Below are 23,827 nucleotides of genomic sequence, written 5' to 3' on the forward strand. Positions count from 1 at the left end.
GTCGTGCCGCCGCCGGTGTCCCCACCACCCGGCCCGAAGCCGGTGTCGTTGCGGGTCATGGTCAGCGTGACGCTGGTGCCGCCATAGCCGAGCGACGGCGTCAGGAAGGCGAGGTTCGAGCTGACGCTGGTGAAGGTGCCGGTGACCCCGCCCGAGGCGGTCAGGATGGTGTAGTTCGTTGCGGCCGCGTAATTGCCGTTCTGCGCCAGCACCTCGACCCTGCCACCGGTGATGGTCGCCTTGCCCGAAGCCGCGATCCTGTCGCTCTGGCCGGCGGCGTTGACCTCGACCTGGTAGGTCGAGCCGCTCGCGAAGGCGACGTTGCCGGAGACGTTCAGCGTCCCGATCGAGTTGCCCGGCGCAACCGTCGCGCCGCTGGCGACGCTGACGCCGCCGATCGTGCCGGAGCCGCCGAGCGTGCCGCCATCCAGCGTGACCGAGCTCGCCAGCGAGCCGTTCACCACCAGCTTGCCGCCGGAGACCTTGGTCGCGCCGGTGTAGCTGTTGGTCCCGGTCAGCGTCAACGTGCCGGTCCCCGCCTTGGTCAGGCCGCCGGTGCCGGTGATCGTGCCGGAGAAGCTCGTCGACGAGTCGTTCGCGCCCGCCGTCAGCGTGCCCGAGCCGAGCGTGACCGTGCCAGCGCCGGCAAGCGAGGCGATCGTCTGGCTGAAGCCGGCAAGATCGAGCGTCGCGCCGCTCGCCACGGTGAAGGCCGAGCTCGACGAGAACGCCCCGGCGACGCCGGCCCGCAGGGTGCCCCCTGAGACCGTGGTCGCGCCGGAGTAGCTGTGCGTGCCCTTGAGAACCAAGGTGCCGGCGCCGGCCTTCGAGAGCGCGCCGGTGCCCGAGAAGGACTGTGAAACCGAGAAGGTATTCCCGGCCTCGACGATGTCGAAGCCGCCACCATTCGCACCGAAGACGATATTGCGAGTCAGCCCGTGCAGCACCGTGTCGGTCACCTGCAGCACGCCGCCATCCAGCGTCAGCGCCCCCGAAGTCGCGCCGAGCCTGCTCTCCTTGGAGATGCTGATCGCCCCGCCGGCGATCACCGTGCCGCCGGTATAGCTGTTGCCTTCGGTCAGCGTCAGCGTGCCCGTGCCGGTCTTGCGCAGGCTGCCATCGCCGGAGATCAGGCCGCTGAAGCTGGTCGAGGCGTTGGTCGCGCCGGTTTCTAACGTAGAGCCGCTTCCGATCCGGACCTGGCCGGCGCCCGCGATCGAGCCGGCCGTCACCGTGCCGAGCGTGTCGTTGATGTTGAGCGAGGCGCCCGCCAAGACAGTGTAATCAGACGCCGCCGACATGGCCTGCGCGCCGTCGATGAGGAGCTCGCCGGCCGACACCGTGGTCGCGCCCGAATAGGTGCTGGTGCCCGACAGGGCCAGCTGGCCATCCCCGCTCTTGGTTAGGCCGCCCGTGCCCGAGATCGTGCCGCTATGGCTGAAGGCCTGGCCGACCACGACCTCGATGCCGCCGCCAGCGCTGCCCAGCGTCACCGTGCGCGCGGAGGAGAAGCTGCTTGTCACCGACAGCGTGCCGCCATCCAGCGTCAAGCCGCCGGAGGCCGCGCCGAGATTGGCGTCCGCCCCGACCGCGAGGTTGCCGCCTGTGACCGTCGTGCCGCCGGCATAGCTGTTGTTCCCGGTCAGCGTCAGCCTGCCGGCGCCCTGCTTGGTCAGCCCGCCACTGCCGCCGAGATTGGCCGAAACGTCGATGTCGTAGCCGTTGCTGTCGAAGAAGGCGCCGTTGGCGCCGATGTTCACCACGCCATAACTGTCGAGAAAAAAGGAGTGGTTCATGCGCGCGCGCAGGATGCCGCCGTCCAGATTGAGCGTGCCTCCGACGATGACGTAGTTGGCCTCCATCACGCCACGGCCGCTGCTGGCATCACCGAGCAGGTTCAGCGTGCCGCCGAAAAGGTACAGCCAAGCCGTTCTGACATGGCCGCCCTTTTCGACGGTCACCGTGCCGTTGCCGCCGATTTCGATGCCGTTGTTCTGCCAGATCGAGCCGGCGCCCGTGACCGTCACGGCGCCGGAGCCGTTTTGTCCGATCCGGCTGAGGACGGCCTTGACTCTTCCGCCATTGGCGATGGTCAGCGTGCCGGAGCCGTCATGGCCGACATCGAGGATGCCGTCGACGGTCCAGCGCGAATCCGGGCCGGTCACCGTCACGGTGCCGCTGCTGCCGGAGGCAAAGCCGAGATAGCCGGAGGTGTTCCGGACCGCACCGCCAGCCTCGATGGTCAGCGTGCCGGTGCCGGCTGAGCCGACATAGAGCTCCCCGGTCTCGGCCGAGACGTTATTGATGGTCCAGGCCGAGCCCGCGCCGGTCACCGTCACCGTGCCGGTCGAGCCAGCCATGTTGCCGATGAAGCCGCCCGCCCCGGCGGTCGTGACCGTGCCGCCATCGGCGATGGTCAGCGTGCCGGTGCCCTGATAGCCGACATAGAGTTCGGTGCTGTTGCTCCAGCGCGAGCCGGCGCCGGTCACCGTCACCGTGCCCGTGCTGCCGGCGTTTCTGCCGACAGAGCCGATGGTATTCGAGACCTTGCCACCAGCCTCGACGGTCAGCGTGCCGGTGCCGGAGTAGCCGACAAGGAGCTCGGCGCTGTTGGTCCAGGTCGAGCCGGCGCCCGTCACCGTCACCGTGCCAATGCCGCCGCTAGAAGTACCGACATAACCAAAGAGCGTGTTGCTGACCCTGCCGCCATTCTCGATGGTCAGCGTGCCGGTGCCCTGATAGCCGACATAGAGGTCGCCGCTGTTGCTCCAGCCCGAGCCGGAACCACTCACCGTCACCGCGCCGGTGCTGCCCAGGTCTCTGCCGACATAGCCCGTGGTGTTCGAGACCGTCCCACCATCCGCGACGGTCAGCGTGCCGGTGCCGAGGTAGCCGACAGTGAGCTCGCCGCTGTTGGTCCAGCTCGAACCGGCGCCCGTCACCGCCACCGTGCCAATGCCGCCGGGGTTGAAGCCGACATAGCCCGTGGTGTTCGAGACCGTTCCGCCGGCTGCGATGGTCAGCGTGCCGGTGCCGGCGTTGCCGACAAGGAGCGCGTCGCTGTTGCTCCAGCGCGAGCCGGAACCGCTCACCGTCACCGCGCCGACGCTGCCGGAGTTTCTGGCGATATTGCTGTAGGTGTTCGAAACCGTGCCGCCATTCTCGATGGTCAACGTGCCGGTGCCGGAATCGCCGACATAGAGGTAGCCGCTGTTGGTCCAGGTCGAGCCCGTGCCCGTCACCGTCACCGTGCCGGTTGAGCCGGCGTTGCTGCCGATCGTGCCATTGGTGTTAGAAACCTGGCCGCCATTCTCGATCGTCAGCGTGCCGGTGCCGGCGAGGCCGACGATCAGCTGGCCGCTGTTCGTCCACGTCGAGCCGGTGCCGGTCACCGTCACCGTGCCATTGCTACCGGCGCCAGCGCCGAGCCGGCCATCGAGGCTCTCGACGACACCACCATTCTCGACCCTCAGAGTGCCGGTGCCGAAGACGGCGACCCTGAAGGTGCCGGCATTAATCCAGCGCGAGCCCGCGCCGGTCACCGTCACCGTGCCATTGCTGCTGGCGGCGGCGCCGACAGTGCTGCCGTCGGCGCTGCCCCCGCCACCGGAGACCGTGGCGCCATCCGCGACGGTCAATGAGCCGGCGCCGTGGAAGCCAACGGAGATAAAAGTCGATGCGGTCAGATTGGAGCCGGCGCCGGTCACGGTCACCGTGCCGTTGCCAGCGGCGGCATAGCCGATGTGAAGGTAGCCGGTCGAGACGGCGCCGCCATCCTCGACCGTCAACGTGCCGGTGCCGGCGAGGCCGACATAGATATAGCCCGGATCGTTGCTCCAGCTCGAGCCGGCGCCGGTCACCGTCAGCGCGCCGGTGCTGCCCGCCCGGCCGCCGATAGAGCCGAAACGGACATCGGTAACGGTCCCGCCACCGGCTATGGTCAAGGCGCCGGCGCCAGTGTCGCCGATGGTGAGATTGCCCCCTCCCAGATTCCAGTTCGTGAGCGGCGCCGCCGGGATGGCGGGAGTCAGCTCGCCGGTGCCGGTCACCGATTGGGCATTGGCGGCAGGCGCGGCGGCGAGCAGGGCGAGGCCGAGCGCGAGCATCGAAACGGACTGACATAGCTGCGCCGGCCGCCGGCCACGCGCCGGCAGCATCAGCGCAAGCTTCAGATCGTTCGGCATCAATAGTCAGGCCCCAACCGCACAAGCAGACTCAGGCAGCGTCGCGCGCGAGGCAATGAACAGCCGTTCACACCCGGTAAAATCGATGAGATGTGACGAATTTGCCGCGCGCCTTCTGGAGGAGCCTGGGCATCGGCGCAGAGCCATTTGCCCGCTCGCACCCGCTGACTTAGGCGGCAACCGCGCTATAACCGGGCAAAGGTCTCATCCGAGCCGGGAGGACATCATGCTCGCCAACGCGCCCCGCCCCTTCAATTTCGACCTCGGCGAGACCGCCGACGCGATCCGCGACACCGTCCATGCCTTCGCCCAGGAGAAGATCGCCCCGCGCGCCGAGGAGATCGACCGGACCAACCAGTTCCCGCGCGATCTCTGGCCGGAGATGGGTGCGCTCGGCCTGCACGGCATCACCGTCCCGGAGGAGTATGGCGGCGCTGGTCTCGGCTATCTCGAGCATTGCGTCGCGATCGAGGAGGTTTCCCGCGCCTCGGCCTCGGTCGGCCTCAGCTACGGCGCCCATTCCAATCTCTGCGTCAACCAGATCGCGCGCAACGGCAACGAGGCGCAGAAGCGCAAATACCTGCCCAAGCTGATCTCGGGCGAGCATGTCGGCGCGCTCGCCATGTCGGAGCCAGGCTCGGGCTCCGACGTCGTCTCGATGAAGACGAAGGCGGTCAGGAAGGGCGACCGTTATGTCCTGACCGGCAACAAGATGTGGATCACCAACGGCCCGATCGCCGAGACTTTGGTGGTCTACGCCAAGACCGATCCGGAGGCCGGCCCGAAGGGCATCACCGCCTTCCTGATCGAGAAGGGCATGAAGGGTTTCTCGACCCATCAGAAGCTCGACAAGCTCGGCATGCGCGGCTCCGACACCTGCGAGCTCGTCTTCGAGGAGTGCGAGGTTCCGGAGGAGAACGTGCTCGGTTCGGTCGGCCGCGGCGTCAACGTGCTGATGAGCGGGCTCGACTATGAGCGCGTCGTGCTCTCCGCCGGCCCGCTCGGCATCATGCAGGCGGCGATGGACATCGTCCTGCCCTATATCCACGAGCGCAAGCAGTTCGGCCAGTCGATCGGCGAGTTCCAGCTCGTCCAAGGCAAGGTCGCCGACATGTATGTCGCGATGAACTCGTGCAAGGCCTATGTCTACGCCGTCGCCAAGGCCTGCGACCGGGCCGAGACCACGCGCGAGGACGCCGCCGGCGCCATCCTGATCGCCGCCGAGAAGGCGACGCAGCTCGCCCTCGACGCGATCCAGCTGCTCGGCGGCAACGGCTACATCAACGACTACCCGACCGGGCGGCTGCTCAGGGATGCCAAGCTCTACGAGATCGGCGCCGGCACCAGCGAGATCCGGCGCATGCTGATCGGGCGGGAATTGTTCAACAAGACGAAGTGAGGGCTCGCGGCGCTTTCTTCCTTCTCCCCTCGGGGGAGAAGGTGGCCCGGCAAAGCCGGGTCGGATGAGGGAAGGACAGCCCTAGCCTGCCTTCGTCTCACCCAGTCATACCGCCCTCATCCGTCTGCTTCGCAGACACCTTCTCCCCCGAGGGGAGAAGGAAGCCCCGCTCCGGTAAGCCGACGCACGCCAATGCCCCTCTATTTCGCCTACGGCCTGAACATGGACGTCGCCGGCATGGCGCAGCGCTGCCCGCGCTCGACGGCGCTCGGCCTCGCCCGCCTGCCGCGCCATCGCTTCATCATCACCACGGACGGCTACGCCTCGGTGATCCGCGATCCGCGCGAGAGCGTCCATGGCGTGCTCTGGGATTGCGCGCTCGGCGACATCCGTACGCTCGACAAGTTCGAAGAGCTCGCCAGCGGCCTCTACATCAAGATCAACCAGCCGGTCGTGGTCGAGGGCGGCGCCAAGCGCGCCCTGATCTATGTCGGACGCAGTGCGCAGGTCGGCCGGCCCCGCCTCGGCTATCTTGAAGACATCATCGCCAGCGCCAGAAAATGGGCTCTGCCAGAGACTTACATCGCCGCGATGAATCGCTTTGCGAGCAAGCCGATTCAGGACAGCAAGCCGTTGAATCCCGATCTGAGCGAGCCATTACCGGCCGGTCCGGTCGCCGGCGTCAGGCCGCGCGCCGCCGCGCCGAGCTCGGGAATCCGTGCCGGCAAAGCCTCGGAATAGTTCGGATCTCGAAAGATTGACGCTGGCGCATGCACGCCATGCGCGAGCCCTTCCAACCTGCGAAAATCGCGCTGGCGGCGACAGGCGGGAGGCGTCCGGAAAGCTTCCGGGCTCCTTTCCCGAACTGTCTCGATGGAGGCCCCAATGAGCGGAATCGTCGGCTGGATCACCGGCAAGATCAAATGGCTGCTGCTGATCGCGGCGATCGGTGGACCGGTCCTCGCCTTCTTCAGCTGGCAGGATGGCGAACGCGTCAGGACCATCGCGGCGAAGGGCATCGAGGCGCAGGCCTCGGTCGAAGGCGCGACCCGGACCAAACGCCGCCGCGGCGGCACCAGCTATAGTGTCGACCTCGCCTGGAAGGATGCCACCGGCAAGGACCGCACTGCCGAGAAGGTCTCGGTCTCCAACCAGTTCGCCAATCGCATCATCAGCAACGACAAGCTCACCGTCGACATGCTGAAGATCAAGTACCTGCCGGACGAGCCGGGCAAGGACGCGGTGATCATCGCGGACGATGCCGACAAGCAGGCCGATCAGGACAGCGAGATGATCTATGTCGGCGCCGGGGCCGGCGCGATCGGCATCATCGGCTCGGCGCTGTTCTTCTGGCTCGGGCGCCGTCGCCAGGAGGATGAGCCGCAGGCCGCCTGAGCTGATCGTTCACCAGCTTTCGCGCCGCTATCCTGCGAGGATGGCGGCGCAAGGTGCTGTTTCGTAGCAGCCAGATTGCGTCTTTCCGGGAGCAAGATCGATGAAGCTCGTCCGTGCTGCTGCCATCCTGCTGTTCCTCGCCATGCCTATGGCTGAAGCAGCCCTCGCCCGCTCCGCGGAAACACCGGCGGCACCGCTCACCTGTGGCGGTGACGAGCCCTATTGGAGCCTGAAGCTCGGGATCGACGGCAAGGCCCGTTTCTCTGATGGCAATGGCGGGGACTCAACCACCCCCTTCACCCTGCAGCAGAGCCGCAACACGACGCTGATCGCCGGTGTCACCTTCGGACTGAGTGCCGAGATCCGCGCCGTCATCGGCCACGAGGCCTGCTCGGCGACCAACAGCGACGAGGACAGGCCGATGACGATCTCGATCTGGTACAGGGACAGCCTGCTGTCCGGCTGTTGCCAGCCGGACAGCTAGGGCAATTCCCTGTTCAGGGGTGGAACTGGTGGCCTTACGCCACCAGCCCCTTGGCCAGCTCGCTGACCTGCTTCTCGAACAGCGCCCGGTAGATGCCGCCGTCATGGGTGAGCAGCGTCTCATGCCGGCCCTCTTCCACGACCTTGCCGCGGTCGAAGACCAGGATGCGGTCCATGGCGCGCACCGTCGAGAGCCGGTGGGCGATGACGATGGTGGTGCGGCCTTCCATCAGCCGCTCCATCGCCTCCTGGATCAGCGCCTCCGATTCCGAATCGAGGCTCGAGGTCGCCTCGTCCAGGATCAGGATCGGCGCGTCGGCCAGGAAGGCACGCGCCAGCGCCACCCTCTGCCGCTCGCCGCCCGAAAGCTTGACGCCGCGCTCGCCGACGAGCGTGCCGTAGCCCTTGGGCAGGCGCATGATGAACTCATGCGCATTGGCGAGCTTCGCCGCCTGCTCGATCTGCGCCATGCTGGCGCCGGGCCGGCCATAGGCGATGTTCTCCGCCAGTGAGCGATGGAACAGCACCGGCTCCTGCTGCACGATCGCGATCTGCGCCCGCAAGCTGGCCTGCGTCGCCGAGGCGATGTCGCGCCCGTCGATGGCGATGCGCCCGTCGGTGACGTCGTAGAGACGCTGCACCAGCTTGACGAAGGTGGTCTTGCCGGAGCCGGAGCGCCCGACCAAGCCGACCTTCTCGCCGGCTTTGATCGTCAGCGAGAAGTCGCGATAGAGCGGCTCGATGTGGCCTCCATAGTGGAAGGTCACCCGCTCGAAGGCGATCTCGCCGGCGGTCACGTCCATCGCCGTCGAACCGGCACGGTCCGGCACGCCGAAGGGCAGCGAATGCATCGCGACCAGCTCCTCCATGTCGTTCACCGAACGCTGGAGGTTGTGCACGTGCTGGCCGACATCGCGCAGATAGCCATGCACGACGGCATAGCTGGTCAGCACGAAGGCGACGTCGCCGGGCGAGGCCTGGCCATTGGCCCAGAGCCAGATCACCAGGCCGATCACCGCGGCACGCAGGCCGAGCAGCACGACCTGCTGCGCCGTACCCGACCAGGTTCCGCGCACCCAGGTGCGCCGCGTCCGCCCCGCCCACTTCGCCAGGACACCCGAGAGACGATTGTCCTCGCGGGCCTCGGCGCCGAAGGCCTTGACCACCGGGTTGCACGAGATCGAGTCGGCCAACGCGCCGCCAAGCCTGGTGTCCCAGCTATTGGCGAGCGTCGCCGCCGGCGCGACGAAGCGCAGCGATAGTGCCATCGTCACCGCGCAGTAGATCACTGCGCCGGCAAAAACGACCGCGCCCATCGCCGGCCAGTGCCAGGCCAGCAGCACCGTCGTGCCGAGCAGCACGATCAGCGAGGGCAGCAGCGCGATCACGATCGTGTCGGTGAGCAGGTCGAGCGCCCACATGCCACGCGTGATCTTGCGAACTGTCGAGCCGGCAAAATTGTTGGCGTGCCAGTCAGTCGAGAAGCGCTGCAGTCGCGCGAAAGCCTCGCGCGCCACATCGCTCATGGTGCGCAGCGTCATCGCGGTGATGCCGATGAAGGACAGGTGCCGGAAGAACACCGTGCCCGCGCCGAGCGCGATCATCATGGCGAGCGCCACGAGCGCGGCCTCGAGCCCGCTCGCCTTGTCGCCGGCGACCGCATCGACCAGCCGCCCGGCATAGAGCGGCATGAACAGGTCGGCAGCGGTCGCCGCCATCACGGTGAAGACCACGCCGGCGACGCGCCAGCGCTGGCGGCCCCAATGCGAAAATGTGAAGCCGAGAACGGCCCGGAACGGCTCCTGCCGCTCCGTCTTGGGAGAAAGAGACATGAAAGCATCCGGTCCCGAGAGACCGGCTCCAAATTCAGGCGAAGCGCAGCGAAGGCCGCGGCTTCAGAAAACGTGTTTGGAAATGATGGCTCGAGCCGCCTAGGAGGCGGGCCTCGTGCTGATCCGACCTAGTGGTGGCGGGACCGCGTGGCGGGAGCGACGATGGTTGCGAATTCCATTCAGCCCTCCCTTTCCTGAGTTGGAGCCAAGGCAGGCAACATGCCGCATGCCCGCTTATTGTGCAAGCCGCGTCCGATGCATGGGGTGGTTGCAGCCGAAACCGATCGGGCTTCGCATTGCAGTCACGATTTGCCGCGACGCGCGGGCGGGATTCGCCACCACTTCCTTCTTCCCTTGGGGGAGAAGGTGGCAGCGCGAAGCACCCGCGGATGATGGCAGGATTGCTTCAAGCAGCCAGCCCGGCGCTCACCTTGTGGCTTCGCCTAGCCGGAAAGCAGCGGAGGCTGAGCCCAGCCAGGTGTGGATGTTCCTGTCCCAGCACCAACCCAGGCGCGGTCGCCCCTTGCTGAACCAGATCGAGGGTATTCGCTGATCGCCCGCTTTCCGCGAGCCGGGCATTTGAATGCAGTTGTAGTTCTTTTTGTCCGTCAGCAATGCCGGATGTTGTGTCGTGAGAGCGACCCCCTCCTCCATCGTCAAAGGCGTCCTGCCGCGCCGCTCGATGATGGCCAAGGATTCCTTCGGACTGACATTCAGGAGATCGCGCCCGGTATCGATGTCGAGCAGGAGATAGAACTCACCGCGGGGAAGCTGAATTCGGTCGATCACGTGAAAGGCGTCAGGCGACAGGGGCGTCATCTCAACGACGCCGGTTGCCGATTTCGCCTCGATCCGCGCCATCGCATCTACGAGATTCACAAGGCCGAAACGAAAGGCGACGCACAGGGGAACGTTGCCCGAGATCGGGACCTCTCCGGCAGAATCGAGCAAGGAAGCGAGCTCTTCCATTCTCGAAATGAAACCCCTTTCCGTCGCGCCACATAACTCGTGAAATCCCTTATCCAAGAGCTTCTTCGCTTGGTGCTCGAGAAGGGCGTTCAGTTGGCGGGGGGTCATATGGCCTACGATCCAGCGATGACAGTGTGCGGGCGGGCCCGGTCTCGGATCCCCGCCTCCATCTAGGAGCTGGAGGAGAAGCTTTCACGTTGCCAGTTTGTTCTGAAATCTGCTGAGAACTGCCCGCAAGCCCGTAAGGCATCCAGACCCAAGTCGAACTGCCCTCAACAGGCTGCTTTGCAGCTACCTCCTTCCTACGCATGTCGGGCAGGCCCGAGATCGGTGGGAGAAGGAGGCTCACCAGAACAGCGCCAGCAACCTCATCCCGATCACCAGCAGGAACGCCGCGATGATCGTGCCGAGCACGCGCTGGCGCTTGCCTCGGTCGGGGAATTGCTTCGCCAAGAGGCGGCCGAGCGGCTTGCGGAAGACGAAGCAGACGACCAGAAAAACGATGACGAAATGGGACAAGCGCCGAGCTCAGCCTTGCTTCGGTGCGGGCGCATCGAAGGGCGCGCCGGCTTTCTTCCAGGCGCCGAATCCGCCCTCGACATGCGCGACCGGCTTCAGCCCCATATCCTGCGCCGTCTTGGCGGCGAGCGCCGAGCGCCAGCCGCCGGCGCAAAAGAAGACGAACTGCTTGTCCTCCTGGAAGACCGGCTTGGCATAGGGGCTGTCCGGATCGATCCAGAACTCCAGCATGCCGCGCGGGCAGTGGAAAGCGCCAGGCATGCGCCCTTCCCGCTCGAGCTCGCGCGGGTCGCGCAGGTCGACGAAGACGACGTCGCCCCGCCCCACCAGGCCTTGCGCCTCCTCGACCGAGAGCGTCTTCACCGCAGCTTCCGCCTCGGCCAGCAGCGCCTTGTAGCCCTTGGTGATCGTCTGCGGCATGACCGGCCCTTCCCTTAAGAGGCCGGCAAGGTGGCGGCTACGACCGCTGGCGTCAATCGACAGGCTTGCAGGCGCGCGCCGGCCTCGCCAATCTGCCGGCCGGAGGGGCTCATGGCCGGATTCGGAACGCTCGACCTGATCGCGATCGCCTTCTTCGCCGCGGCCTGGATCGGCTATCTGCTGGCCGTCGAGATCGGTCCCCATTCCAGACGCAGCCTCAACACGCTGATGAACGAGCGCCGCGAGCGCTGGATCATGGAATCGGTCAGGCGCGAGAACCGGATCATCGATACGCAAGTGATGAACGGCCTGCAGAACGGCACCGCCTTCTTCGCCTCGACCTCGCTGATCGCCATCGGCGGCTCGCTGACCCTGCTGCAATCGGCCGATCGCGTCGTCCAGATCTTCGCCGACCTGCCTTTCGCCACCACGACGACGCGCGCCGCCTGGGAGATCAAGGTGATCGGGCTCGCGGTGATCTTCGCCTATGCCTTCTTCAAGTTCGGCTGGAGCTACCGGCTGTTCAACTACTGCGCCATCCTGATCGGCGCGATCCCGCCGCATACCGAGGCCGACAAGCCGGAGACGATCGCAGCGGCACGCGAGGCGGTAAGAATGAACATCGTCGCCGGCCTCCACTTCAACCGCGGCCAGCGCGCTTTCTTCTTCGCTTTGGCCTATCTCGGCTGGTTCATCTCGCCCTGGCTCTTCCTGATCGCCACCGCGGCGGTGCTGACGGTGATGTGGCGCCGGCAATTCGCCTCGGATTCAGCGGCGGCCGTCGGTGCGGGGCGCCGCAGCGCTTGACGAAACCCGTCGCTGCGCTCAGCAAGCGGCATGACCACACCGACAGACGAAGAGCTTGCCGAGACGATCCTGCGTCTCACCAACGAGCGGAGCGATCGGACGACCTCGCCGATGGACGTCGCCCGCGCCCTCGGCGGCGACCACCCCGATGGCTGGGGTCCGCTGATGCAGCCGATCCGCCGCGTCGCCGTGCAGTTGATGAAGGATGGCAGGCTGGTGATCACCCGGAAAGGGCGTCCAGTCGATCCCGACGATTTCCGCGGCGTCTATCGCCTGCGCCGGCCGGGTCATGAAGGGGCCAGCCAGGACTAGCCCGCTCCCAACAGCGATGGGTCGCTAGGCACTGGAATAGCCGTCTCCGGACGGAGCTGAGCCGCGCCTGTTTAGATGTCATCGATGGTCGCGAAGTCGTCCGAGGCCGCGCCGCCAGCTCGCAAGGAGCAGTGTCAGCGGCAACAAAAAAGGGCCGAGGAATGCCTCCGCCCTTTGCCACTATCATCGTCTAACGCGCCCGGGGGCTTGCGGCAAGCCCCCCTCCATGGCCTAGGAACGCTGCCCTCGACCTGAACCTCAGGTCAAAGGGAGCAGAAAAATGCGTGTATTGCTACCGACTTACGGCTCGCGCGGCGACGTCGAGCCGCTTGTGGGGCTTGCAGTCCAATTGCAGGCTCTTGGCGCCGAAGCAGTGGTGTCAGCTCCGCCGGACCGGGAGTTCACGGACCTGCTGGCGCGGGCCGGCGTGCCGCTGGCGCCGGCCTTCATGCCGATCCGCCAATGGGTCAGCGAGCGGGCCAAGCCGTCATCGCCGGCCGATTTCCGCAAGCTTGCCTCCGACATGATGGCTGGGCAGTTCGCTGCCATCTCCGCAGCGGCCGAAGGCTGCGATGCGATCGTCGCGACCGGCCTGTTCCCGTCGGCGAGTGCCGCGCGCTCCGTAGCGGAGCTGACGGGTCTTTCCTATCGCCACGTCACCTTCTGCCCGCTCTTCCTGCCATCGCATCATCATCGGCCCTTCCCCTATCCCGGCCATCCCCTGCCGGCGGCGGTGACCGACAATCGCGAATTATGGGATTTCAACGCCCGGACCATGAATGCGCTGTTCGGCGAGGCGCTCAGGGCGCACCGGGCGTCGGTAGGCGTCGCGCCCGTCGACAATGCCCGCGACCATATCTTCACGGACCGGCCATTTCTGGCCTCGGACCAAGTCCTGTGGCCCTGGCAGCCAACGGACCTTTGCGACGCCGTGCAGACCGGCGCCTGGATCCTGCCTGACACGCGTCCGCTTCCGGCAGAGCTGATGGCGTTCATCGAGGCCGGCGAACCGCCTATCTATATCGGCTTCGGCAGCATGTTCGTGCAATCGGCAAAGGACGCGGCTCGCGTGGCGATCGAGGCGGTTCGTGCGCGGGGCCGCCGCGCGGTCGTCCTGCGGGGCTGGGCCGACCTCGTCTTGGACGACGCCCCGGGCGATTGCTTCATCACCGGCGACGTCAACCAGCAGGCGCTGTTCCCGCAGATGGCGGCCGTGCTGCATCATGGCGGCGCCGGCACGACGACGGCAGCGGCCCGCTCCGGCGTACCGCAGGTGATCGTCCCGCAGATCGTCGATCAGCCCTATTGGGCCGGCCGGGTGGCGGAACTGGGCATCGGCGCGGCCCATGATGGCCCAACGCCGAGCTTCGAGTCCTTGTCGGCAGCGCTCGCCACGGCGCTGGCGCCTGAGACTGGAACACGGGCGACCGACGTGGCGCGCACGATCCGCACCGATGGAGCAGCGGTAGCTGCGAAGCTGCTGCTCGACGCGATCAGGCGGGATAGGCCGCCGTCCTAGCGCCTGGCCGCCGCCTGTGCCGGTCCGGGGAACAGCGCATCCGAATAGCCGGCGAGATAGTAGGCAAGCAGCCCGGCCCATTCCTTGAAGGCATCGTCGGCAATGTCGAGCCCGCGCGCCGCCTTGCGGTAGGGACGCAGATAGTCGGCGCGCTCGCCGCTGGAGAGGAAGTCGACCGGGAAGGCCTCGACCTGGAACCCCGCCTTGCGGAACACGCCCATGGCGCGCGGCATGTGCCAGGCCGAGGTCACCAGGAGCCAGCGCTCGCCGGGCTTGGGATCGACCAGCCGGCGGGTGAACACCGCGTTCTCGACCGTGTTGCGCGATTTGTCCTCGAGGACGAGACGGTGCTCGGGCAGGCCGAGCCCGAGGAACAGCAATCGTGCTCCGTCGGCCTCGGTCTTGACCACCGGCGAAAGCAGATTGGCGCCGCCACCGGTGAAGACCAGCTTCGCCTCGGGATGGGCGCGGGCGAGCTCGACCGCCTTGGTCATCCGCGCCGCGGCGTTGTTGAGCACGATGTCCTCGCGCGCCACGCCGATCGCGCCGCCGAGCACGATGATGCCGTCGACCTTGCCGGAGTGCACCGCCTGCTGCGGGAAGCGATCCTCCAATGGCCTGACGACGATGCGCGGCAGCGGGCTGAAGGCGAGCAGGCCAAGCACGAAGACGCAGGCGAGCCCGAGCCAGCGCCCCGGCCCGGAAAAGCGCGTGAAGGCGAGCAGGCTCGCCAGCACGAGCCCGCCAATGGCGAGATTCACCGGCGAAGCCAGGAACCAGAGGATCTTTGAGAGGACGAAGAACATGATTTTCTTGAACAGACCCACCTCCCCTTACGCACAGAAAGCTGACAGGCCGTTAGGAAACGGCTGAGGGCGGCCGGGGTTCGATGCGGGATTGCGTTCACGTTGCGGTGAAGGCCAAGCGACCACCGCAGCCATCCCAAGCCGTCATTCTAGGGCGAAGCGAAGCGCAGACCCGAGAATCTCACGACGAGAATGCCCTGGACGGAGCCTCATCCGGCTTGAGATGCTCGGGACAAGCCCGAGCATGACGCGAAAGAGCGATTACCGGATGATCTGCGGCGGTTGGGCCGGCGGGCGGCGGGTCTGCCGCGCCGCGAAGCGCTCGACCTCGAGCGCCCGCTCGGCCACTTCGCGCAATTCGCAGCCGGCCTGCAGTCCGGCCGAGCGCGCCGGCGGCTGGGCAGCGCCGTAGAAGGCGCATTTCTGGACGGCGTAGCTTTGCCAGGCGAGCTGCAGCGCCGCGAACTGGCTGCGCGCCCCGGCATCGAGCGAGCGGCCCAGCGCCTGCGTCGCCAAGCTCAACCGCTCGCGCCAGACCGCCTCCTCCCGCCGCGCGCAGGCGATCTCGGCCTGGGGACGATCGCTGGCTGAAGCGGCGCTGACGCAAGGCACGGCGACGAGGCCGATGCAGGCCGGGCTCGCGGCCAGCCCCTGTCGGACGCAATTCGCCACCTGCATGCGATCGGCCGACTGCACCGGATTGGTCGGCACCTGCGCGAACGCAGCCGCACAGCCGAGCTGCGCCAGAATGACGGGAATGACCAGAAAACCGCGCATGGCGGGGATCATGACGGCCAAATCGGCCGGGTCAAGCGCCGCTTTCCAGCCTCACGAGATCGGCAACGGCATGGCAGGCCCGGCCGCCGGCCGCGCCGAGACCTGTGCATACCAGCGGCGGATATTGGGCCAGTCCTTCTGCTGCACCGGCATGTGCAGCCAGCGATGGGCACCGAGCGCCACCGTGATGTCGGCCATGCCGAAGCGCTCATTGGCGAGGAAAGCCCGCCCCGTCAGATGCGCTTCCAGGATGTCGAGCTTGGCTTCGGCCTTGGCGACCGAAGCCGCGATCGCCGACGGCTCGGTGTAGCCCGGCGTCTTGCGGATTAGCCCCCAGAAGGCCGGCGTCATCGAAGGCTGCAATTCGGACAGCATCCAATCCATCCAGCGATCGGCCTCGGCGCGCCTGGCCGGATCCTCTTCCCAGATCCAGCCGGCTCCGTAACGGGCCGCGAGATAGCGCACGATGCTGTTCGACTCCCAGATGACGACCTCGCCATCCTCCAGCGTCGGAATCTGCCCGTTCGGATTCTTGGCGAGATAGGCCGGCTCGCGATTGCCGCCGAACTGGCCGCCGACATCGATACGCTCGAAGGGCTGGCCGACCTCGCCAGCGGCCCAGACCGCCTTCTGCACATTGATCGAGCTGATCCGTCCCCAGATCGTCAGCATGGTCGCCCCTTCGCGTGATAGGGCGGCGACAATCAGCCTGCGGGTGAACGAAGACAAGCGTCTTTGGCGGAATGCAGCGTCTTTCCCCGAGCACGCCGCGACGATGCGTGAACCTTGCGCCACGCCAGAGGCATGCGCCTCAAGCCGTCTTGCCGCCGGCCCGAATGGCGAGGCTCGCGACCACGTCCTCGACGATCTCCAGCAGCTCCGTCCGCGAGGCGCCGTCCCGCGCCTGGATCGAGATCCCTTGCATCACCGCGGCAAGGTGCCTGGCCAGACGCTGAATCGCGCGCGCTTCACCGAAGCGATCCAGGGCCGAGACGATCCGCTCGCGCATCGCCTCGCGATGCGCGGCTGCATGACGAGCGAGCTCGGCGTGATCGGGATGGCAGGTGATCATGCCGCTCGAGATCATGCAGCCAGGCTCGCGTTCGGGGTCAGTGACTGCTCGCACCGCCCCTTCGAGCAGCAGGCGCACCGCCCACTTCAGGGTTTCGGCCGCGGCGAGCGAGGCGACGTCGAACGAGCCGAAAATATCCTCATAACGCACCAACGCCTCGCGATAGAGCTCGGCCTTGCTGCCGAATGCGGCGTAAAGGCTCGGCGGCGCGATCCCCATCGCTTTGGTCAGGTCGCCGATCGACACGCCCTCATAGCCGTGTCGCCAGAACTGTCGCATCGCGATGTCGAGCGCCCGGTCGCGGTCGAAGCTCCAGGGGCGTCCGCCGCGGGATCGGTCAGCCTGTTCCATAGCGACCACTAAATAACCGCTTGACCATGGAGGTCAAGAATGTTGTTTAGCGATCAATAAACAACATGGAGCGATGCGATATGGATCATTCGCGGCGGACCTTCCTGGCCGGAAGCGGCGGTCTCACCATGGTCGCGACCGGAGCCGGTGCGGCCCTGGCGGATATGTCGTTGCATCGTCCGGCTGCCGAGGCCGCCACCCGGAACCAGGCTGGCCTTTTCTCGGCGACCTCGTCCGACGGGACAAAGCTCGCCGGCTGGGCCCAGGGCGATGCAGCGGCGCCCGAGATCCTCTTCATCCACGGGCTGCGCCAGAGCCGCCTGAGCTGGGAGACGCAGTTTTCCGATCCGGTCCTTGCCGGCTTTCGCCTGGTCGGGTTCGACCTGCGCGGCCATGGCGATTCCGACAAGCCCACCTCGATGGAGGCCTATTCCGATGCCGACCGCTGGGCTGACGACGTCGCAGCGGTCATCGCGGCAACCGGGCTGCGCCGGCCCGTCCTGGTGGGCTGGTCGCTCGGCGGCTTCGTGGCCGGCGCTTATCTGCGCAAATATGGCGGAGCGGCGATCGCCGGCGTCAATCTCGTCGATGCGGTGACGAAGCTCTCCCCCGATCTCCTGACGGAGGAGGCCGGGGCCTTCACGCAGACCACCACCTCGCCTGATCTGGCACAGCGGGCGACGGCTACGGCCGAGTTTCTCGCCGCCTGTTTCCATCGGCCGCCGGCGCCGCGCGAGCTGCAGCGCATGCTGGTCATCAACGGCATGACCGGGCGCGCCGTGAACGAGGGCTTCGTCAGGACACAGGTCACCGACCTCGAACCGGTTTTCAGGGAGTATTCCGGACCGATCCTGCTGAGCCATGGCGTGCATGACCGGCTGGTGCGGGTCGCCATGTCCGAGCGCATCGCGGCGCTCCACGCGAATAGTCACCTCTCCCTCTATACCGATAGCGGCCACGCCCCCTTCTATGAGGAGCCCGGCCGCTACGGGCTGGAGCTCGCCGCCTTCGTCACGGCAGCGAACAGAGGCTGAGACGATGACGTCGCAGCCGATACCGCGTCGGAACTCCAGCGCCGGGTCGCCGCCCTTCTTTCCAGGCTTCCGATCGCTCGATCTCGAAGCCGGCGGCGTCCGCTTCGCCGGCGTGATCGGCGGCAGCGGCCCGCCGCTCCTGCTGCTGCACGGCTTCCCGCAAACCCATATCGCCTGGCGCAAGGTCGCCCCGGCCCTGGCGCGCGAGCATACCCTGATCATTCCCGACCTGCCCGGCTATGGCGCCAGCAGGACGCAGGCATCGAAGCCGCGCTGGAACAAGCGCCGGGTCGGTGCGGCGCTGGTCGCGCTCATGCGGGCGCTTGGATACGGGCGTTTTGCGCTCGCCGGGCACGATCGCGGCGCAAGGGCCGGCTACCGCCTGGTGCTCGATCATTCCGGCATCGTCGGCGCCTTCGCCTCGCTGGCCGTCGTGCCGACGCGCGATGCGATGTCGGGGGTCGACTATCGCTACGCCCAAAAGGCCTATCACTGGTTCCTGCTGGCGCAGGAAGCCGACCTGCCCGAGCGCCTGCTCGCCGCCGAGCCGGATCTTTTGATCGACCGCGCCTTCGCCGGCATGAACGCGCAGAGCGATGCCGTCATCGAGCCGGCTGCCCGGGAGGCTTGCCGCACTGCTTTCCGCAGGCCTGAGGTCCAGCATGCGGTCTGCGAGGATTATCGCTCCGCTTTGGACGAGGACCTGGCCTGCGACGAGGCTGATCGGGCGGCCGGCCGCAAGCTCGACTGCCCGGTGCTGGTGATCTGGCCGGGCCCGGAGAACGCCCTCGCACGGCGTGTCGGCATCTGGCGCAACTGGGCGGACGAGGTCAGCGGCGCGAGCACGAGCGGCGATCACCTCCAGCTCGAGGACAGCCCCAGGCAGGTCGTCGCGGCGCTCATGCCCTTCTTCCGGCGGCAGGCCAGTGCCGCAGCCCCCGGCTGAGGCCTCAGGCGAATTCCATGATCACCGCGTCGACCGCGAGCGAATCGCCCTCCTTCGCCAGGATCTTGGCGATGGTGACGTCCTTCTCGGCACGCAGCACGTTCTCCATCTTCATCGCCTCGACCATGGCGAGCGGCTCGCCGGCCTTGACCTCCTGGCCGACGCTGACGAGCAGCGCCTTGACCAGGCCGGGCATCGGGCAGAGCAGCACCTTGCCGGTGTCAGCCGCTGCCTTCTCCGGCATCAACGCCGCGAGCTCGGCCTCGCGCGGCGTGTAGACATGGGCGTTAGCATAGGCGCCGGCATGGCCGAGCGCGACGCCGTTGAGGATCGGCCGGACCTGCGCCGCGATCGAAACGCCATCGAGCGTGCCGCGCCAGACCGGCTCGCCCGGCCGCCAGTCGCTCGCGACCGTCAGGCTGCGGTCGGCGAAGGCGATCGTCACCGCCCCACCCTGCTCCGTGACGTCGCCTTCGAAGCGCTCGCCGCCGAGCGAGACGATGCGGGTGCGCTCGAACTCGACCTTGCGCCAGCCTTCCATCTGCGCCGAGACGTGGCGCTTGCGGGCATTGAGCCGGTGGTCGCAGGCGATCGCGATCGCCGCCATGCGCAGCGCGATCTCGCCTTCCGGCTGCGGCAGCGAGAAGCCTTCCGGGAACTCCTCGGCGATGAAACCGGTCGAGAGATTGCCCGAGATCCAGCGCGGATGCTGCATCACCGCCGCAACGAACGGGATGTTGTGGCGGATGCCGTCGATGGCGAAGGCATCGAGCGCGCGCGCCTGCGCCTTGATCGCCGCCTCGCGCGTCGGCGCGTGCGTCACCAGCTTGGCGATCATCGGGTCGTAATAGATCGAGATCTCGCCGCCCTCGAACACACCGGTGTCGTTGCGCACGGTGGCGTCGCCGTCCGGCCCCTCGCTCGGCGGGCGATAGGTGACGAGCCGGCCGGTCGAGGGCAGGAAGTTGCGGGTCGGGTCCTCGGCATAGACGCGGCTCTCGACGGCCCAGCCATTGAGCTTCACGTCGCCCTGGCCGATCGCGAGCTTCTCGCCATAGGCGACCCGGATCATCTGCTCGACCAGGTCGATGCCGGTGATCATCTCGGTGACGGGATGCTCGACCTGCAGGCGGGTGTTCATCTCCAGGAAGTAGAACGACTTGTCCTGGCCGGCGACGAACTCGACCGTGCCGGCCGAGTCGTAGTTCACCGCCTTGGCCAGCGCGACCGCCTGCTCGCCCATCTTGCGGCGGGTCGCCTCGTCGAGCAGCGGCGACGGCGCCTCCTCCAGCACCTTCTGGTTGCGGCGCTGGATCGAGCATTCGCGCTCGCCGAGATAGATGACGTTGCCGTGCTTGTCGCCCAGCACCTGGATCTCGATATGGCGGGGATCGACGATGAACTTCTCGACGAAGACGCGGTCGTCGCCGAAGGAGGATGCCGCCTCCGATTTCGCCCGGGCAAAGCCCTCGGCGACCTCAGCCGAAGAATGGGCGATGCGCATGCCCTTGCCGCCGCCGCCGGCCGAGGCCTTGATCATCACGGGATAGCCGATCTCGTCGGCGATCTTCACGGCATGCTCGGGGTTCTCGATCACGCCGAGATAGCCCGGCACCGTCGAAACCTCGGCCGCGGCCGCGGCCTTCTTCGATTCGATCTTGTCGCCCATCGCGGCGATGGCGCCGGGATTGGGGCCGATGAAGACGATGCCGTTCTCCTTCAACGCCTTGGCGAAGGCCTCACGCTCGGAGAGGAAGCCGTAGCCGGGATGGACGGCCTCAGCCCCCGTCTGCTTGCAGGCGGCGATGATCTTGTCGATCTGGAGATAGGATTCGGCGGCTGGGGCTGCGCCGATATGCACGGCCTCGTCGGCCATCTCGACATGCAGCGCATCACGGTCGGCATCGGAATAGACCGCCACCGTCTTGATGCCCATCCGCTTTGCCGTCTTGATGACGCGGCAGGCGATCTCGCCACGGTTCGCGATCAGGATCTTCGAGAACATGCGTGGCGTCCCCCCGGCCCGGTGCCTTCATTGTGCAGTGCGGGCTTTACGGGAGGCAAGCGCATCCGTCCACTGATGCGAAAGTTCTGCGACGTGCGCAAACACCAGAGCCGTATCCGAGCGGGTCGGATCAACCCGCTCGGATACGGCTCCAAGATCATCCAGTGGCGAGGCGCACCACGCGCCCCACGCTTCAGCTCGCCAGCACCACGCGCTGGGCGGTCGGAGCCATCGAGATCCGGGCATCGGCCTTGCGCAGGGCGAAGCTGACCAGTGCCTCGTCGCAGGCCTCGGCTTCGCGAACCACCTCGAAGGCGATCTTCTGCGCCAGCGGCGTCGGGCCATCGCCGGCCGAGAGCGTCGTCACCAGCCAATGCGCCTTGTCGCGGTCGATCCGGCCGGTCGGGCGGCTCTCCCAGACCGAGAAGTCGACGCAGAATGCCAGCAGCACATCGGCGAAGAGCGGCGACTTGTCGGTAACGGCCCGGTCGAGCGCCACCAGCACATCAATGATGTCGCGGGTCAGCACGGCTTCGTGCAAGATCTCGCGCTGAAGAATTCGGACGTCTTCATCGTCGATCACGCGCCTGTCTATCACGTGATCGACGAATTCGCGGAGTTCGTGGCCAATCATCGTTCAACTCCTGTCCGACGTTGTTGTGTGTCGGCTTGTCCCTGTCGTATGAAGACGATGCAGCCGGGCCAGTCATCAGGTGGTTAACACGCAAATCTGAACGTCCGTTCAGGTTAAACGGTGCTGAGTCAGCGTGGTTGCGAGGATGTTACTGCCTTGCCGCTCCTCCCTGCCCACGAGCGCTTTTCCGGGCTGCGTCCGGCGCATTGGACGCGATCGCGCGCGGCACTCTACCGTGTCCGGATCCTCATCCCGGACAGGTAGCGCGACATGGCTTCTTCCGACACGCTGGCTGCGGTCTTCGCGCATATCGAGGCGAACCGCAGCGCTTTCCTCGATCGCCTGCTCGCCTATCTGCGCCATCCCAGCATCAGCGCCGAGAATATCGGCATCGCCGAAGTCGGCGCGCTCTTGGTCGAGATGCTGACGAAGATCGGGCTTGAGACCAGCCTGGTGCCGACCGACGGGCATCCCATGGTGGTCGCGCGCTGGCAGAAGGCACCGGGCAAGCCGACCGTGCTGCTCTACGGCCATTACGACGTGCAGCCGCCGGACCCGCTCGACAAATGGCTTTCGCCGCCCTTCGAGCCGACGATCCGCGACGGCCGGATCTATGCGCGCGGCGTCGGCGACAACAAGGGCCAGCACTTCGCCCAGATCCTGGCGATCGAATCGCATCTTGCGGTGCACGGCACGCTGCCGTGCAATGTCATCCTGCTCTTGGAGGGCGAGGAGGAGATCGGCAGCCCTAACATCGCCGGCTTCGTACACGCCAACCAGGCGATGCTCGAGGCGGATCTTGCCGTCACCGCCGACGGGCCGCGTCATGCCAGCGGTGCAGCGGCGATCAAGTTCGGCTCGCGCGGCGTGGTCTCCTTCGAATTGCGCTGCCGCCACGCCGTCCGCGACGTGCACTCCGGCAATTTCGGCGGCGTCGTGCCGAACCCGATCTGGACGCTGGTGCATCTGCTCGGCACCATGAAGAACGCCGCCGGCGAGATCACCATTGCCGGCCTGCATGACGACATCGAAGCACCGACGCCAGAAGAGCTCGCCGCGATCGAGGCCCTGCCGCTCGACATCGAGGCGGTCAAGCGCAGCCTTGGGCTGACGCGGCTCGATGCGCCGGCCGACCGGCCCTTCTACGAGCGCCTCTGCTTCCGCCCGACGCTGACCATCAACGGCTTCCATGGCGGCTATGGCGGCCCCGGCTCCAAGACCGTCCTGCCCAACGAAGCCTTGGTGAAATGCGATATCCGCCTGGTCGAGGCGCAGGACCCCGGGGACATCCTGCGCAAGGTCGCGGCGCATGTGGCGCAGCATGCGCCGGAAGTCGAATTCATCGCCGCCGATGCCGGCATGCAGCCCTCGAAGACGCCGATCGCCTCGCCCTTCACCGCCCCCTTACGCCGCGCCTTCGTCGCGGCGCAGGGCGTCGAGCCGCTGCTGATCCCGGCGGGGTTCGGCAGCCTGCCCGGCTATGTCTTCACCAAGATCCTCGGCATCCCCGCCTTCGTCACGCCCTATGCCAATCCGGACGAGGCGAACCACGCTCCGAACGAGAACCTGACGCTCGACTGCTTCTATAGCGGGCTGCGCACCGGCGCGGCGCTCCTGCACGAGCTCGGCCAGCTCAAGGCGTCCTGAGCCCTCTCCGGGCGGCTTCAGCCGCCCTCAGGCCGGCTCCGCCACCGCCAGCTTGTCGACGATGCCGAGCAGCTCGGCGCAAGCGTCGATCACATGCCGCGCCCCGGCTGCCTGCAGCGCCGCGACCGGCTGGAAGCCCCAGGAGACCGCGACCGGGGTCACGCCTGCCGCCACCGCCATCTCCATGTCGAAGGTGCTGTCGCCGACCATCAGCGTCCGCTCCGGCGTCGCGCCGGTCTCGGCGATCGCCCGCAGGATCATCTCGGGATGCGGCTTCGAGATCGCATCGTCAGCCGTCTGGGTCGTCGCGAACAGCTGTCTCCAACCATAACGTTCGATGGCGTAGTCGGCCCCGCGCCGTGACTTTCCGGTAGCGATGCCGAGCAACGTCTGCGGCCGCTGCGACAGCCCTGCCAGCAGATCGACCACGCCGGGGAAGAGCGGCTCGGCCAAAGACGGATCGCTCTCCGCCCGCAGCCGCATGTCGTTGAAGACGTCCCGGTAGGTCTGCGTCAGCACGTCATCCGGCTCGGCAAGCCCGGCGACCCGCATCAGCGCGATGTCGAGGGTGAGCCCGATCACACCGAGACCGGCCTCGCGACCGGGGTGGACACGGCCACAGCGCGCGAAAGTCTCGTATTGCGCGCCGAGGATGATCGCCTCGGAATTGATCAGCGTGCCGTCGAGGTCGAAGATGATGAGGTCCATGCCCGGCG

General features: G+C 67.0%; 22 protein-coding genes. 10 read left to right on the forward strand and 12 right to left on the reverse strand.

Annotated elements, in window-relative coordinates; translation table 11 throughout:
* Nucleotides 1-4,184: beta strand repeat-containing protein (locus ACWIGM_RS00005; protein ID WP_454023895.1), on the reverse strand; the 4,184-nt coding region annotated here is incomplete at its 3' end.
* Nucleotides 4,185-4,410: 226 nt separating this feature from the next.
* On the opposite strand from ACWIGM_RS00005, the gene ACWIGM_RS00010 reads away from it, so the two are divergent.
* From ACWIGM_RS00010 to ACWIGM_RS00025, 4 genes are all read left to right on the forward strand, one after another.
* Nucleotides 4,411-5,583 (forward strand): isovaleryl-CoA dehydrogenase, encoded by a 1,173-nt coding sequence (locus ACWIGM_RS00010; protein WP_454023896.1) that lies wholly within the window; start codon nucleotides 4,411-4,413, stop codon nucleotides 5,581-5,583.
* A 192-nt stretch (nucleotides 5,584-5,775) separates the two neighbouring features.
* On the forward strand, nucleotides 5,776-6,324 hold the full coding sequence (locus tag ACWIGM_RS00015) for a gamma-glutamylcyclotransferase family protein (protein WP_454023897.1): 549 nt from the start codon (nucleotides 5,776-5,778) through the stop codon (nucleotides 6,322-6,324).
* A 144-nt stretch (nucleotides 6,325-6,468) separates the two neighbouring features.
* Complete coding sequence (locus tag ACWIGM_RS00020) at nucleotides 6,469-6,978, forward strand: hypothetical protein (RefSeq protein WP_454023898.1); 510 nt, start codon at nucleotides 6,469-6,471, stop codon at nucleotides 6,976-6,978.
* A gap of 100 nt (nucleotides 6,979-7,078) precedes the next feature.
* Nucleotides 7,079-7,462 carry a hypothetical protein gene (locus ACWIGM_RS00025; RefSeq protein WP_454023899.1) on the forward strand — a complete coding sequence of 128 codons (384 nt, stop codon included), beginning with the start codon at nucleotides 7,079-7,081 and terminating at the stop codon, nucleotides 7,460-7,462.
* A 34-nt stretch (nucleotides 7,463-7,496) separates the two neighbouring features.
* On the opposite strand, the gene ACWIGM_RS00030 is transcribed toward ACWIGM_RS00025, so the two are convergent.
* The 4 genes from ACWIGM_RS00030 to ACWIGM_RS00045 form a co-directional block, all read right to left on the reverse strand.
* A complete protein-coding gene (locus ACWIGM_RS00030; RefSeq protein WP_454023900.1) occupies nucleotides 7,497-9,293 on the reverse strand; it encodes an ABC transporter ATP-binding protein in 1,797 nt (598 codons plus the stop codon).
* Nucleotides 9,294-9,719: 426 nt separating this feature from the next.
* Entirely contained in the window at nucleotides 9,720-10,370 is a 651-nt protein-coding gene (locus ACWIGM_RS00035; RefSeq protein ID WP_454023901.1) for a DUF5701 family protein, read from the reverse strand.
* 237 nt (nucleotides 10,371-10,607) lie between these two features.
* A complete protein-coding gene (locus ACWIGM_RS00040; RefSeq protein WP_454023902.1) occupies nucleotides 10,608-10,781 on the reverse strand; it encodes a hypothetical protein in 174 nt (57 codons plus the stop codon).
* Nucleotides 10,782-10,790: 9 nt separating this feature from the next.
* The gene (locus ACWIGM_RS00045; RefSeq protein WP_454023903.1) at nucleotides 10,791-11,201 is read right to left on the reverse strand and encodes a rhodanese-like domain-containing protein; all 411 of its coding nucleotides are present in this window, start codon (nucleotides 11,199-11,201) and stop codon (nucleotides 10,791-10,793) included.
* 111 nt (nucleotides 11,202-11,312) lie between these two features.
* On the opposite strand from ACWIGM_RS00045, the gene ACWIGM_RS00050 reads away from it, so the two are divergent.
* The 3 genes from ACWIGM_RS00050 (at nucleotide 11,313) to ACWIGM_RS00060 (ending at nucleotide 13,839) form a co-directional block, all read left to right on the forward strand.
* Nucleotides 11,313-12,008 (forward strand): DUF599 domain-containing protein, encoded by a 696-nt coding sequence (locus ACWIGM_RS00050; RefSeq protein ID WP_454023904.1) that lies wholly within the window; start codon nucleotides 11,313-11,315, stop codon nucleotides 12,006-12,008.
* Between the two features lie 30 nt (nucleotides 12,009-12,038).
* Nucleotides 12,039-12,320 carry a DUF3253 domain-containing protein gene (locus ACWIGM_RS00055; protein WP_454023905.1) on the forward strand — a complete coding sequence of 94 codons (282 nt, stop codon included), beginning with the start codon at nucleotides 12,039-12,041 and terminating at the stop codon, nucleotides 12,318-12,320.
* Between the two features lie 280 nt (nucleotides 12,321-12,600).
* Nucleotides 12,601-13,839: a glycosyltransferase gene (locus tag ACWIGM_RS00060; protein ID WP_454023906.1), complete on the forward strand. Its 1,239-nt coding sequence runs from the start codon at nucleotides 12,601-12,603 to the stop codon at nucleotides 13,837-13,839.
* Here the strand turns inward: ACWIGM_RS00060 and ACWIGM_RS00065 are convergent.
* From ACWIGM_RS00065 to ACWIGM_RS00080, 4 genes are all read right to left on the reverse strand, one after another.
* The gene (locus ACWIGM_RS00065; RefSeq protein WP_454023907.1) at nucleotides 13,836-14,645 is read right to left on the reverse strand and encodes a YdcF family protein; all 810 of its coding nucleotides are present in this window, start codon (nucleotides 14,643-14,645) and stop codon (nucleotides 13,836-13,838) included. The genes ACWIGM_RS00060 and ACWIGM_RS00065 overlap by 4 nt on opposite strands.
* 261 nt (nucleotides 14,646-14,906) lie before the next feature.
* Nucleotides 14,907-15,422, reverse strand: a complete 516-nt coding sequence (locus ACWIGM_RS00070) for a lysozyme inhibitor LprI family protein (RefSeq protein WP_454023908.1) — start codon at nucleotides 15,420-15,422, stop codon at nucleotides 14,907-14,909.
* Nucleotides 15,423-15,473: 51 nt separating this feature from the next.
* The gene (locus ACWIGM_RS00075; RefSeq protein ID WP_454023909.1) at nucleotides 15,474-16,094 is read right to left on the reverse strand and encodes a glutathione S-transferase family protein; all 621 of its coding nucleotides are present in this window, start codon (nucleotides 16,092-16,094) and stop codon (nucleotides 15,474-15,476) included.
* 139 nt (nucleotides 16,095-16,233) lie between these two features.
* Nucleotides 16,234-16,845, reverse strand: coding sequence for a TetR/AcrR family transcriptional regulator (locus ACWIGM_RS00080; RefSeq protein ID WP_454023910.1), 612 nt, complete (start codon nucleotides 16,843-16,845; stop codon nucleotides 16,234-16,236).
* Between the two features lie 80 nt (nucleotides 16,846-16,925).
* Between ACWIGM_RS00080 and ACWIGM_RS00085 the strand changes: the two genes are divergently transcribed.
* Nucleotides 16,926-17,879 carry an alpha/beta fold hydrolase gene (locus tag ACWIGM_RS00085; RefSeq protein WP_454023911.1) on the forward strand — a complete coding sequence of 318 codons (954 nt, stop codon included), beginning with the start codon at nucleotides 16,926-16,928 and terminating at the stop codon, nucleotides 17,877-17,879.
* Between the two features lie 4 nt (nucleotides 17,880-17,883).
* The gene (locus ACWIGM_RS00090) at nucleotides 17,884-18,825 is read left to right on the forward strand and encodes an alpha/beta fold hydrolase (protein WP_454023912.1); all 942 of its coding nucleotides are present in this window, start codon (nucleotides 17,884-17,886) and stop codon (nucleotides 18,823-18,825) included.
* Nucleotides 18,826-18,829: 4 nt separating this feature from the next.
* Here the strand turns inward: ACWIGM_RS00090 and ACWIGM_RS00095 are convergent, their stop codons facing one another.
* Nucleotides 18,830-20,830, reverse strand: a complete 2,001-nt coding sequence (locus ACWIGM_RS00095) for an acetyl-CoA carboxylase biotin carboxylase subunit (protein ID WP_454023913.1) — start codon at nucleotides 20,828-20,830, stop codon at nucleotides 18,830-18,832.
* A gap of 193 nt (nucleotides 20,831-21,023) precedes the next feature.
* A complete protein-coding gene (locus tag ACWIGM_RS00100) occupies nucleotides 21,024-21,464 on the reverse strand; it encodes a hypothetical protein (RefSeq protein ID WP_454023914.1) in 441 nt (146 codons plus the stop codon).
* A gap of 270 nt (nucleotides 21,465-21,734) precedes the next feature.
* On the opposite strand from ACWIGM_RS00100, the gene ACWIGM_RS00105 reads away from it, so the two are divergent.
* Nucleotides 21,735-23,111 carry a M20/M25/M40 family metallo-hydrolase gene (locus ACWIGM_RS00105; protein WP_454023915.1) on the forward strand — a complete coding sequence of 459 codons (1,377 nt, stop codon included), beginning with the start codon at nucleotides 21,735-21,737 and terminating at the stop codon, nucleotides 23,109-23,111.
* Between the two features lie 27 nt (nucleotides 23,112-23,138).
* On the opposite strand, the gene ACWIGM_RS00110 is transcribed toward ACWIGM_RS00105, so the two are convergent.
* Entirely contained in the window at nucleotides 23,139-23,819 is a 681-nt protein-coding gene (locus ACWIGM_RS00110; RefSeq protein ID WP_454023916.1) for an HAD-IA family hydrolase, read from the reverse strand.
* Between the last annotated feature and the right edge of the window lie 8 nt (nucleotides 23,820-23,827).

The organism is Allobosea sp. NPDC055332, from assembly GCF_053645455.1.